General features: G+C 44.9%; 10 protein-coding genes. 8 read left to right on the top strand and 2 right to left on the bottom strand.

From position 1 onward, the window contains the following. Positions 1 to 8: 8 nt before the first annotated feature. The 3 genes from mutL (at position 9) to ACFQ0C_RS37245 (ending at position 4,305) form a co-directional block, all read left to right on the top strand. Positions 9 to 2,078 (top strand): DNA mismatch repair endonuclease MutL, encoded by a 2,070-nt coding sequence (mutL, locus tag ACFQ0C_RS37255; protein WP_379374761.1) that lies wholly within the window; start codon positions 9 to 11, stop codon positions 2,076 to 2,078. A 76-nt stretch (positions 2,079 to 2,154) separates the two neighbouring features. Further along, positions 2,155 to 2,877 (top strand): response regulator transcription factor, encoded by a 723-nt coding sequence (locus ACFQ0C_RS37250; protein WP_258213512.1) that lies wholly within the window; start codon positions 2,155 to 2,157, stop codon positions 2,875 to 2,877. Further along, positions 2,878 to 4,305 (top strand): sensor histidine kinase, encoded by a 1,428-nt coding sequence (locus ACFQ0C_RS37245; RefSeq protein WP_379374758.1) that lies wholly within the window; start codon positions 2,878 to 2,880, stop codon positions 4,303 to 4,305. Positions 4,306 to 4,379: 74 nt separating this feature from the next. On the opposite strand, the gene ACFQ0C_RS37240 is transcribed toward ACFQ0C_RS37245, so the two are convergent. Continuing rightward, positions 4,380 to 4,913: a hypothetical protein gene (locus ACFQ0C_RS37240; protein WP_379374756.1), complete on the bottom strand. Its 534-nt coding sequence runs from the start codon at positions 4,911 to 4,913 to the stop codon at positions 4,380 to 4,382. A gap of 271 nt (positions 4,914 to 5,184) precedes the next feature. Here ACFQ0C_RS37240 and ACFQ0C_RS37235 point away from each other — a divergent pair, with 271 nt between their 5' ends. Beyond that, positions 5,185 to 6,036 (top strand): DUF695 domain-containing protein, encoded by an 852-nt coding sequence (locus ACFQ0C_RS37235; protein ID WP_379374754.1) that lies wholly within the window; start codon positions 5,185 to 5,187, stop codon positions 6,034 to 6,036. A gap of 476 nt (positions 6,037 to 6,512) precedes the next feature. Here ACFQ0C_RS37235 and ACFQ0C_RS37230 read toward each other — a convergent pair whose 3' ends face one another. Then, positions 6,513 to 7,487 carry an HD domain-containing phosphohydrolase gene (locus ACFQ0C_RS37230; protein ID WP_379374752.1) on the bottom strand — a complete coding sequence of 325 codons (975 nt, stop codon included), beginning with the start codon at positions 7,485 to 7,487 and terminating at the stop codon, positions 6,513 to 6,515. 170 nt (positions 7,488 to 7,657) lie between these two features. Between ACFQ0C_RS37230 and ACFQ0C_RS37225 the strand changes: the two genes are divergently transcribed. From ACFQ0C_RS37225 to ACFQ0C_RS37210, 4 genes are all read left to right on the top strand, one after another. Further along, positions 7,658 to 8,461, top strand: a complete 804-nt coding sequence (locus ACFQ0C_RS37225; protein ID WP_379374892.1) for a class I SAM-dependent methyltransferase — start codon at positions 7,658 to 7,660, stop codon at positions 8,459 to 8,461. After that, positions 8,458 to 9,417 (top strand): tRNA (adenosine(37)-N6)-dimethylallyltransferase MiaA, encoded by a 960-nt coding sequence (gene miaA, locus ACFQ0C_RS37220; protein ID WP_379374750.1) that lies wholly within the window; start codon positions 8,458 to 8,460, stop codon positions 9,415 to 9,417. Before ACFQ0C_RS37225 ends, miaA begins: the two co-directional genes overlap by 4 nt. Positions 9,418 to 9,438: 21 nt before the next feature. Then, on the top strand, positions 9,439 to 9,681 hold the full coding sequence (gene hfq / locus ACFQ0C_RS37215) for an RNA chaperone Hfq (RefSeq protein ID WP_171655214.1): 243 nt from the start codon (positions 9,439 to 9,441) through the stop codon (positions 9,679 to 9,681). A gap of 246 nt (positions 9,682 to 9,927) precedes the next feature. After that, positions 9,928 to 12,765 carry a transglycosylase domain-containing protein gene (locus ACFQ0C_RS37210; protein ID WP_379374747.1) on the top strand — a complete coding sequence of 946 codons (2,838 nt, stop codon included), beginning with the start codon at positions 9,928 to 9,930 and terminating at the stop codon, positions 12,763 to 12,765. Positions 12,766 to 12,791: the final 26 nt, after the last annotated feature.

The raw sequence follows: 12,791 nt of genomic DNA, 5'->3' as shown, positions 1-12,791 counted from the left end.
AGCGGCTTATGGGGAAAATAAAAGTATTAGATGAGCATATTGCCAATCAAATAGCGGCGGGGGAAGTTGTGGAACGACCTTCCTCCGTTGTAAAAGAGCTTGTTGAAAACGCAATTGACGCTGGAAGCACGCGAATTGACGTTTCAATAGAGGAGGGTGGCCTTGAGCTGATCCGTGTCAGTGATAACGGCAGCGGGATGGAACGCGAAGACTGTGAGGTTGCCTTTTATAGGCATGCAACAAGTAAAATTGCTAGCAGTCAGGATTTGTTTTCCATCCGAACTTTGGGGTTTCGCGGCGAGGCGCTACCAAGTATAGCTGCGGTCTCCAAAGTCACTTGCCTGACTTCCACTGAGCAGAGCGGCTTAGGTTACCGCTTTGTCATTGAAGGCGGCACTGTAAAAGTATTGGAGGAAGCAGCAGCACCCAGAGGAACGGATATTCAAGTTCGTGAGCTGTTCTATAATACTCCAGCGCGATTGAAGTATATGAAAACCGTACAAACAGAGCTCGGACATATTTCTGATTTCATATACCGATTGACATTGGCTCATCCAGAGATAGCTTTTACATTGAAACATAATGGAAGCTCATTGATTCAAACATTGGGCAATGGGGATATGCTGCAGGTAATAGCTGCGGTATATGGCACGGCTGTCGCCAAAACGATGCTGCCGATAGAAGGGGAGCATCTGGATTATTCGATCCGTGGCTACATTGGCAAGCCGGAAACGACTCGGGCTAACCGGAATGGGATATCAACGGTTATCAATGGACGTTATATTCGAAATTACACGGTAATTCATGCGCTTCTGCAAGGTTATCACACACTTCTTCCAATCAACCGGTTTCCTGTAGCCGTGCTTCATATTGAAATGGACCCGGCTTTGGTGGATGTTAATGTGCACCCGGCGAAGTTGGAGGTACGATTTAGCAAAGAACAGGAACTGATTCAATTTGTGGAACAGCAGGTACGTTGTGTACTAAACCAACAAGTACTAATTCCGACGCCTGGAGCATCTAATAAACCGAAGCTTCATGGCATTATTCAGGAGCAAATGGAGTTGTACCGTCCTGAGCAGCGGGGGCTTGATGCCACCACATCTCCTGGATTGCCACCGTCTGCCGGAACTGGCGCGGGAACTCCATCCGTCTATGGAAATGGCCATAATACTGGCAATAGCAGCCAAGCTGGAAGCAGCACTATTGGAGGCAATAGTGATCGAGCCAGTACCGGGAGCAGTGTTGAAAGCGACTATAGCAGAGCAGTCAGCCGTCTCAACCAAGCAGCTCAAGGTGGGGATCGAGTTAAAATCCAGTCAAACGGTCAACAGTCCGTATATTCGACCGTGAATCAAGCTGGGGGAGGCAAAGAGTCCTCCTTGCGATCACATGCGGCTCAGGAAAGAAAACCAACGGATCAAGGGGCGTCCAGTCAAGCGCTTCTTCGTGCGTTGGCTGTTGGAAGCGAGCAAGAAGCACCTGCGCTGCCATCGTTCCCGAGACTATCTTCAATTGGACAAATGCATGGTACTTATATCGTTGCTCAAAACGAGGAAGGTTTGTTCTTGATTGATCAGCATGCGGCTCATGAAAGAATTAATTATGAGTACTATTTCGAGAAGTTTGGCAGACCAGCCGAAGCTAGCCAAGAACTGCTAGTACCGATCACACTTGAATTTACTTCAACAGAAGCGGAACGTTTGAAGGATAAGCTTCCTATGCTTGAGCAAGCCGGTGTCTATATTGAACCGTTCGGCGGCAATGCTTTTCTGGTTCGAGCTTATCCACATTGGTTTCCAGAGGGTGATGAAAAAGCGCTTGTAGAGGAAATGAGCGAGTGGCTGTTGTCGGAGCGCAAAGGGATTGACCTAAGCAAGCTGCGCGAGAAGGCTGCAATAATGTGTTCCTGCAAAGCCTCCATAAAAGCTAATCAAAGCCTAAGCACATTGGAAATCGAGGGACTGCTGGATAGGCTGGCGGCTTGCCGCAACCCCTATACATGTCCGCACGGGCGCCCTATCATTATTAGCTTTTCCACCTATGAGCTGGAGAAAATGTTTAAACGAGTGATGTAAAGATAAGACAAATCCCATTGAAATCATGTACATGGGGCTTGTCTTTTTTAAATAATAAATGGAGGAGTCTTTTATTATGGACAAGCCATTTCACAATAGTGATTACACCATTCTAATTGCCGATGATGATACTTACATAACCGAGCTTATTAACATGTACCTTAAGAGTAAAGGATTTCATGTTCTATGTGCGGCGACAGGATCGGAGGCTCTGGAGCTGGTTCGCAGGCACACCATTCATCTCATAGTATTGGATATCATGATGCCCGATAAGGATGGATGGGCGATCTGCACGAAGATTAGAGAAACAAGCGACCTGCCTATCCTGATGCTAACAGCCAAGGGGGAAAGCGAAGATAAAATAAGAGGCTTCGGTATTGGCGCTGATGATTATATGGTTAAGCCATTTGATCCCAATGAGCTCATTGCCAGAACGGTTTCACTGCTTCGCCGATCCTATTCCTCCTTGAGGCAGTTAAAGCTGCCAGCTTCGATTAGAGTTGACAATCTGACGATTGAGACAGCCTCTCGTAGCGTATATTTGGATAACGATATTGTTGAGCTGACTCCCAAGGAGTACAAGCTGCTTGTCAGCTTCGCTCAGCATCCCAATCAAGTGCTCGAAAGGCAGCAGCTTCTTGATTTGGTGTGGGGAGAGGATTATTTTGGAGATGACCGTGTCGTGGATGTAACTATCAAACGACTTCGTGAAAAACTTTCCCAAGAGAAAGAGAAGTCCACTTGGTCTATTGAGACTGTAAGAGGCGCAGGCTACAAGCTGCGAACCGAGGTACAGTAAATGCTTACTTCAGTGTTTCGCAAACAGCTTCTTTCCTTGCTTTGTGTACTTTTGGTTGGTTTTACATTGCTTGCCCTAGTACTCAATTTTGCGCTTCAGGATTTCCTTGTTAAACAAAAAGAAGCCTTACTCTTCCGGGAAGGGGAGCAGCTTAATGAGCTTCTGCTGGAAGGATTAAGTGCCGATCCCTCGAGTCAGAAAACGATTTATAACAATGCGGATTCTCGATTAAAGAGAACGCTCAACATTCGGACGAATTTGTTACTAATTGACGAAAGCGCCGGAGTGAATAAAAAAAGGCTGGAAAAGCGGCTGCTAAAGCAAAGTGAAATTAAGGACCCAGCTCTTCTAAGCCAGGTTTTAAAAGGGGGCCGGGTTACTCAGATAGGTCCCTTTACCTATTCTGATGATACGGTGCTTCTTTCCGTGGGGATGCCTGTCATAGCGAAGGATAAAGTAATCGGAGCGTTATTCCTGCATACACCCGTACAGGAAATTCAGATGGGCAAGGTTACCCGATTGATCATCTTTACAGCTTACTTGATTGCAATTCCATTTTCCCTGCTTGTTTTTGTGCTGTCCAAACGGATGACGGGCCCGTTACTTCGTATGAATCGGGCGGCCAAGAGGCTCGGGAATGGTGATTTTACAGTAAGGGTCCCTGTGGAAAGCAGCGATGAAGTCAGTCAGCTTGCTGATACGTTTAATCAAATGGCGGAGCAGCTGGAACAGCTCGATCGAATGCGTAAAGAATTGATTGCCAATGTCTCTCATGAGCTGCGCACTCCTCTAACTTCTGTTCGCGGCTTTGCTCAAGGATTGATGGAAGGGGTCATACCGGAGGAACAGCATCATCGCTATCATCAAATCATTTATGCGGAGCTGTTCAGGCTAACTTCTTTACTAAATACAATGCTCGACTTATCCGCCATTGAGACGGGACGAGTGAATATGGAAATGAAAGCAATTCGTTGGTCTTCCTTGGTTCATACTGTCAGCGAGAGCCTGGCTCCCAGAATAGAGAAAAAAGAGCTGGACGTTGAGATTGTTGAACCTGAGGATGAGATTTTAAAAGCATATGGAGACCCTGAGCGACTTAAGCAAGTGTTATTTAACTTATTAGATAATGCAATACGGCATTCCGAATCAGGCGACAAGATTACGATTCAATCTTTTTATGAAGAAGATAGTCTGGTTGTCAAAGTATCAGATACGGGCTCAGGAATTGATCCGTCCAAGCTGCCTTATATTTGGGAACGATTTTATACGGAGGATGACTCGCGGCACACACATCGTGAACGCAGCGGTTTGGGGCTGACCATAACCAAGCAGCTGTTAGAGCTTATGAAGGGCTCGATAGAGGTTGAATCTGTCTTGGAGAAAGGGACCACCTTCACAATACGCATACCGACTCCTCCTGAAACTTAGCAGCAATGTATAGAAAGAGCCGATCCCTTGGTTTGATCCAAGTGAACGGCTCTTTATGATGCAAGTAAATTGATTTACTTAGGTGCTACTTTTTTGGCTTGCAGCTTGGCCTGACGTTTTTCCTCGTGTTTGGCTTGACGTTCAGCTTTATGCTTGGCTTTAAGTTCGGCCGTTTGCTGCTTTCGGTATTGTTGAACCGTAATTCCGAGCTCCTGCGCCTTTTTCACTGCTTCAGCATGCTGAGCCTTCCGCTTTTCTAAATATTGTTCAATCGTGATTCCTTGCTTATCCGCATGCTGTTGAAGTTTCGTTTGCTTGACTTCTTTACGCTGCTGCTGTTCTGTTTTAAGATCCTGTTTATATTGTTCCAATGTTACTCCGGCGGCTTGTGCTTTTTGCTCCAGCTCTGCTTTATGTGCTTGATGTTTTTGAGTCCATTGTTCCAATGTAAGGCCTTTGGCTGCAGCCTTAGCCTCTATCTTTGCTTTATGCGCCTCTTTGGTCTTTGGAGACGCAGCGGTAGTCTCATTTGCTGCAAAAACGGAGCCCATTAACCCTACTGTTAATAATGCGCCTGCTACAGTTCCTACGATTGTTTTTCTTAGCATTAAGCTCAACTCCCAACGATGATATGTTTCTTACAAGCTAATAGTAGCGTTGCATTATGACAGGAATATTACAAAATGAAGCAAAGTTATAAATGCGTTTGTTTAAGCGAATTTTTTGAATATACTTCTATGGTTTTGTTTGTTATAATATCAGAATTCTTCTGCGGAGCAGGATATTGCAACAAAAGCTGCCGAATATACACTGATATATCGCGGAGCAGATTCTGATATTGCAACATAAGAGAAGATTAGGGTTGGTGCAAACTTACAAATGATAAGAGAATGGATTTCATTTCAGAGAGAGAATGAAGATGTAAGAATTTTTCTTGATAGAGGCGTAAAAGAAAGAGTCGACTACTCTCAGTTTTCAACCCTTCTCAATCTTTCTTTAAATATTTATCACATCGCTGAAAAGAAAGAACAAGTTACACAAATTCAAGAAGAGCTAATAGAGCTTCAAGAGAAGCTGGATTCAAGTATTCTTGAAGCGAACCAAGGGGTGTTTATTGGGAGGATTGATTCTGAGACTCGAATTGAGCTTATTTTTTATGTAAGAGACCCCGAGAAATGTAAAGAAATGATTAAAAATGGTTTAACTCTTTTTGCGAGATTTCGTTATGTCATATCTTCCAGAATAGATGAGCAGTGGGGCTTTTACGATTATCTTTCCCCCAATACTATAGAAGCCGAATATTATAATAATTACAATGCGATTCATTCATTTTATTATGAGGGCTACAAAACGGATGTAGAATACAGAGTCCACTATTATTTGCGATTTCAAAATAGCGAGGATCTATTAGAGGCAGCGGAAAGCTTAAAACGACATGATTATACCGTTGAGAACATCGACTATGATGCTGAAGGTATCCATTATAAACATGTTTTGCATCTGAGCCTGGCATGCTTTTTAAATGAGGATTCATTAAATAAAAATACCTTAATGCTGATTGAAACCGTATCAAAGGTTGACGGGAGGTATGAGGGCTGGGGGATTTTTCCTAAAGAAAGACCGATAAGGAAAATCAAGGCTGCTTTTAAAAAGATAAAATATTATGGCTTAGTTGCTTGTTTTATACTCATATTGGCTGCAATTGGCATGTACGTTATGCGAAAAATGTAAGGAAGCTAGATGGAGCTGAGCTATCCCAAAAGTCATTTTGGATCAGCCCATACACTACTTTATCATGAATATAGGTTGCAAAGGACCTTCAAATCCTCTTTGGATAGTGGAGTGCACCCTTTAGAATAGACATTGGAATAAACCCCTGGTTTATCCGATGAAATTCTAAGGGTGCATTTTTTATGGGGAAGGTTCTTTTGCAAATATCAGTAAAATATCAGGAAAATGTCAGGTTAATTACGCCGAAAAATAGCGTTCGAAGCCCTATAGATGGAATTTCTCATGCTAATTCGAAGTGGTTTGGGCTGATATCATCCATATCACCTATATTAGCCTGAGTTTTTCCAGTTAAATTAATTTCAAACGATAGTTAGGCTGGATTAACGTGAGAAATGCCATCTATTTCCTTTCCCTCATGTGGTTGAGTGTCGGATAAACCCTGGACTCCCGTACATATGTAGGCGGTTTGAAAATTGCTAAACAATTTGAACAAAAGTATCAATAATAGCTGGATCAAAGAAAGTACCTTGGTGCTCCCGTAGAAAACCGATTGCTTTTTGTTTATCCCATATTTCTTTGTAAGGCCTCCTGGAAGTTAAAGCATCATATACATCGACAACTGAGACGATACGAGCCTCAAAGGGGATGTCGGTTGCTTTCAATTGGTGCGGGTATCCAGAGCCATCCCATTTCTCGTGATGAGATAAAATAATATTTTTCGCAACATTTAATTCTTCCTTAAAAAAGTCATCATCGAGTTCAGCATTGATCTTTTCAAGAATATCCACTCCGATTAATGGATGCATTTCTATAATGATCCGTTCATAGCTGGTCAAGGGGCCGGGCTTATACAGAATGCCTTCCGGAACTCCCGATTTGCCAATATCATGCATAATACTGGCATGGATAATGCTTTGAATATAATCTTGAGACAAGCCCAATTGAAGCCGCTCGTTGTGAGCATGGATTAATTGTCCGGTTAGCTGCTGTACCCTTGTCAAATGCTCCTCAATCGCCGGGTCGCGTATTTCGCAGGATATGGCAAGGACTTTCAACAAAGCCGCTTGTATGCCGCTTCGGCGCCCCTCAGCAATATAAATGCCTTCCTGCAAATGCTCAAGTTCTCTAAAGACCCCAACATAGTAGGTATCTCCATTTATTAGGAACGGCGTGATCGAGATGGATGAGTGCCACAGTTCACCGTTTCTCTTTTTGTTGACAAATACCCCTGACCAGCTTAAAAGCTGATTTAGTGCTTTATGCATTTCGTGGTAAGTAGATTCTGATGTGAGTCTTGTTTTTAGAATACCTGCTCGGAACCCGAGAATTTGTTCGCGGGAATATCCAGTAATGTCCTCGTAGGTTTTATTCACATCAAGAATTCGATGGTTAATGTCCGTAATAATTACCGCATCTGACAATAATAAAAATGGCTTCAAAGATTCTTCCATACTTAAGCTCCCTTATTACGACTTTCTTTAGCTTAGTTAACGTGCTTGATAGTATTATAAGGACGATGACCCCTGAATGTAAAACGAAGGATGCGTGGACGCAGTAAAGAAAAACTGTTAAAATTCAGTTGTTCCGATTTTTTTTATAAAATTCAAGAGCTAGACGGGTGATGCAGTTGCTGATAACAACCTCTTATGAACCACAGGCGGAGCAGCTGGAACTGGCAGCGCATTTGTCAAAGCAAGTTAGGGGACTAACAGGTATACAAGAGGACATTCGGGTTGTTTCACGCCGACAATTTTCAATTGCACAATTGAGGAAACGTTACGGCGCTCAGGATGTCTTGCTTGTATCGCGCGAACGAATAGAGTATTATCAGGATCAGCAGCCTCTGCTGTTCTTTCATCCAAGTACCGCAGCCATCCGGGTCAAACGTCTTATTAATGGAGAACCGGATTCGCTCATGCAGTTATCTGGATTAGAGCCAGGAGATAGGGTGCTGGATTGCACAGCCGGGTTAGGCTCCGATGCAATTGTTTATTCTTTCGCTCTTGCGGGTAATGGACAAGTAACTGCCCTCGAAAGCAGGCCTTTGCCATACCTATTGTTGAACCAGGGGCTTCGCGCTTATCATTCAGACATTCCCGGAATGAATGAAGCGATGCGCAGTATTCAAGTGACTCAGATTGACCATTATGATTTTTTGAAACAGCAGTCGGATAAGTCATTCGATGTGATTTATTTCGATCCCATGTTTCGCAGGCCAATCGAAGAATCCAACTCTATTAGCGCGATTAGGGAATTAGCTGATCCTAGAGCGATTACAGAGGCAACGATTACAGAAGCTACGCGGGTAGCCCGCCGATCTGTAATTTTGAAAGAACATCGTGAAAGTAAAGAATTTGCACGTTTAGGCTTCACGGAAGTACATCGTTCGACCACGAGAATAGCTTACGGAGTGATACGATTGTGACACAGGCTTCTATTAAGCCAAACCTGCTGGTATTGGTTGGACCGACTGCAGTAGGTAAAACGAGGCTTAGCCTTCAACTGGCAGCCGATTATGGCGCTGAAATTATATCTGGGGATTCAATGCAGGTCTATCGTGGAATGGATATCGGGACCGCTAAGGCTTCCTTGCAGGAGCAACAGCAGGTTCGCCATCATTTGATAGATATTCATAATCCTGATCATCCGTTTTCAGTAGCGGAGTTTCAGGAGCGGGCTAGCCAACTGATCTTTGACATTCATGGCCGCGGCAAGCTGCCTTTTATTGTGGGAGGTACAGGACTGTACGTTGAATCCGTTTGTTACGACTATCAATTTAGCGAGAGCGGCTCAGACGAAGCTTTCCGCAATGAACAAGCTGAATTTGCCTTGACTTATGGAGCTGAAGCCCTGCTGGAGAAGCTGCGACAGATTGATCCTGAGAGTGCTGAACGGCTGCATGCCAACGACCAACGACGCATTATCCGCGCGCTTGAAATCTTTCATTTGACAGGCGAACGTTTATCCGACAGGTTAAAAGTACAGAAAAAACAGTCTCCCTACGAACTATGTATCATCGGGTTGACAATGGATAGAGCTTTACTATATAAACGTATAGAAGAGCGAATCGATCAGATGATCGACGAAGGATTAGTCGAAGAGGTTGAGGGGCTGCTTAAACAGGGTTACGGTAAGCAATACATATCGATGCAGGGTTTGGGATATAAGGAAATGATCGCCTATTTGCAGGGTGAATTATCTTGGGAAGCCTCTGTGGAATTGCTGAAGCGTGATACCCGCCACTTTGCTAAGCGACAGCTCTCATGGTTCCGTCATATGAAAGATATCCATTGGGTGGATATGAGTGATTTGGTAAATTTTTCTGCCCATTTGGACCAGGTTCATGCTATAATATCAGATAGGTTAAAATTCGAACGTTAAACTCATTTGAGGGGGCCCATGATGAACAAATCGATCAATATTCAGGACACATTTTTGAACCAATTGCGCAAGGAAAATATACCGGTAACCGTCTATCTGACTAATGGGTTTCAAATCCGCGGTGTTATCCGTGCGTTCGATAATTTCACGATCATCATTGATAGCGAAGGCCGTCAGCAAATGGTTTATAAGCATGCAATATCAACCTTCACGCCTCAGCGTTCCGTTTCATTAATGCAGCAGGAGAACGCTACAGACAACTAGAATTTTACTAAGAGCAGCATTCTAATGAGCAACATTTAAGTTAAATGTTACGTCTAAATGAATATGAAACATGAGAGCAACCCGTTAGAAGGGTTGTTCTTTTATTGTAACGAAGCTGCTGATCTATAAAGATACATAGGTATCTTAGAGAAAGCAGTTTTTATTGAAAGATCAGGAGGGAGCCGGGCAACGCTGACGGTTGGTTCTTACTGATCTTATATAGAGAAAACAGGGGTGGCTAAAGAGATGGCGACTGTGAAAAAAACCAATGCAGAAAAATCGAAGCCCAAAAAAAAGAAGCGGAAGGTCAGTGTCGGCAGAGCGTTAATGTTCGCATTCGTAGCTGCCGTAGTTGCTCTTATTTGTGCACTAGGCGTCTATATTTTTATTATTATAAACGGGGATAAGATTCTTAAGGAAAATATCGATAAGCTGGACATGGATGAAGCTTCTCAGGTTTATGATGTCAACGGAGCAGAAGCTGCTGTGCTGTATCGTGAAAATCGTGAAATTGTGCAGCCGGAAGACATTCCGGAGAAGCTGCAGCAGGCCTTTATTGCTACGGAAGATAAAAGATTTGGTGAGCACTCGGGTATTGATTTCTTGGGAATTGGCCGGGCCCTGGTTAAGGACGTTATTGCAAGAAGTGCTGTAGAGGGTGGAAGCACAATAACACAGCAGCTTGCCAAAAATCTGTTCTTGAGCTCGAACAAAACCTTTTTCCGAAAAGCGACTGAAATGTCCATTGCTGTAGCCTTGGAAAACAATTACTCCAAAGATAAAATATTAACGATGTATTTAAATCGAATTTTCTTTGGAAACCGGGCTTATGGGGTAAAAGCGGCAGCGAAAAAATATTTTGGAGTATCCGATTTAAAGAAGCTGGAATTGTGGCAGATGGCAACGCTCGCTGCGATACCTAAGGCTCCAAGCACTTATAATCCAATATCTAATCCTGAAAAATCAAAGGATCGTAGAACGGTTGTATTGAAATTGATGGAAGATCAGAAATATATAACTGCAGATGAAAGAGCCAAAGCTGAGGCTGCGGAATATGTGGCGCCAAAGGAAACAGGCTCGAAGGATTATATCGCTTTTCTTGATTATGTAATTAATGAAGCTAATGACTTGTACGGCTTGTCTGAGGATGAGCTTTTGCGTAATGGCTATAAAATCTACACAACAATGGATATGAATGCTCAAAAAATTATGGAGCAAACATTTGCGAATGAAAAGTTTTTTCAAAAAGACGGTCCTGAGCAGAAAATGCAGGGGGCAATGGCTATCGTTAACAATAAGGATGGCGGCTTAGTCGGTATTGTCGGCGGCAGGGATTATGTGCTGCGGGGTTTGAACCGGGCAACTGTAATGCAGCAGCCGGGCTCCTCGATCAAACCTATATTGGTGTATGCACCAGCTCTTGAAAGCGGGAAGTACACGCCATACAGCATGCTACAGGATAACGAAGCTAATTACAATGGGTATACGCCACGCAACTATGATGGGATTTACCGCGGTCAAGTTACGATGTTTGAGGCTGTCAAGAAGTCGATTAATGCTCCTGCTGTTTGGCTGCTGAATGAAATTAAAGTGACCACAGGCATGAAATTTGCTGAAAACTTGGGTATTCCACTGGATCCGGTTAAGGACAGAAATTTGGCCATCTCCCTTGGAGGTATGACAAAGGGGGCTACACCTGTTCAAATGGCCGCTGCATACAGTGCATTTGCTAATAATGGATATTTGAATACTACGCATTCGATTGTGAAAATTTTAAATGATCAAGGAACCGAAGTGGCTACGTTCAAGCAAGAGCGTAAATCACCCGTTATGAGTGCAAAAACAGCGTATTATATGACGCTTCTTATGCAAGGTGTAATTGAGCCTGGTGGTACAGGGACTGCGGCGAAGTTCGAGCGTCCTGTTGCTGGAAAAACAGGTTCTACTCAAAATGTAATTAAAGGTCTTGAAAAGTATAACAGAGATCTATGGTTCACAGGTTATACGCCGGAATGGAGTGCAGCGGTATGGCTCGGCTTCGATAAGCCGGATGCCAAGCACTTTGTATCCATGAGCAGTGGTGCACCTGCGGTGATCTTTAAGGAGGTTATGCAGAAATCGCTGGCCAAACGTCCTGTCACGCAGTTTACACGACCTGATGGGGTAGCTGATCCTGTAGCACCGCCTAAAGGTGTAGCAGAATTGAAGGCTGAATATGTGAAGGAAAGTCGGGCTGTGGTGCTTAGCTGGCCAGCTGTAGGAGAAGGGACATCGTATCAAATATTCCGCAAGGAAGACAAGGATAAGGATTTTGCAGCTGAGCCGCTCCTGTCGACGACAGCTACCGAGGTTAGAGACATAACCGTTAAGCCAGGTGTAACGTATCAATATGCAGTTGCTTCTGTGAATCCGGATAATGCGGCTACCGGCGGGAAGTCAAGTGCGGTAACCGTAGCTGTACCTTTGGACTCTGGAACTGTTCCTGGGCTTAATGGACAGGGACAAGGTCAGGGTCAAGGACAAGGACAGGGCCAAGGACAGGGTCAAGGACAAGGTCAGGGACAAGGACAAGGACAGGGTCAAGGACAGGGCCAAGGTCAGGGCCAAGGACAGGGACAAGGGCAGGGCCAGGGACAGGGCCAAGGTCAGGGTCAAGGACAGGGACAAGGGCAGGGACAAGGTCAAGGACAGGGTCAAGGGCAGGGACAAGGACAAGGACAGGGTCAAGGTCAAGGACAGGGACAAGGTCAAGGACAAGGTCAAGGTCAAGAGCAAACGCCTGGAGGAGTCAAGCCGCCAGGCGCAGGAAGCGGAAGCCCCGGCACAGTGACGCCGGGGCAAGGCACTGGCACAACCGCCCCAGGATCGGGCGGTCAGCAGGGCTCTCCGCCGGGGACGTCGTCCCCCGGCGGGGCAACAAGCGGTACCGGTGCATCCGGTACCGGAACCCCCGCTGCCGGAACGGGCAGCGGGAGCGGAGCCGGAACAGGGGCTGGAAGCCCTGTTCCGACCTCGCCCAGCAGCACCTCGGGTGCTGCTGGGGCCGTTGATCCCGCGGCGAAGCCGGGATCAGGCACGCGCTAAGCCGGGGGCTATGCCCGGCCTAGCCT

Origin of the sequence: Paenibacillus sp. GCM10027630, assembly GCF_042676305.1 — a bacterium.
Lineage (GTDB): Bacteria > Bacillota > Bacilli > Paenibacillales > NBRC-103111 > Paenibacillus_S.
This window is presented reverse-complemented; position numbering and strand designations above follow the sequence as displayed.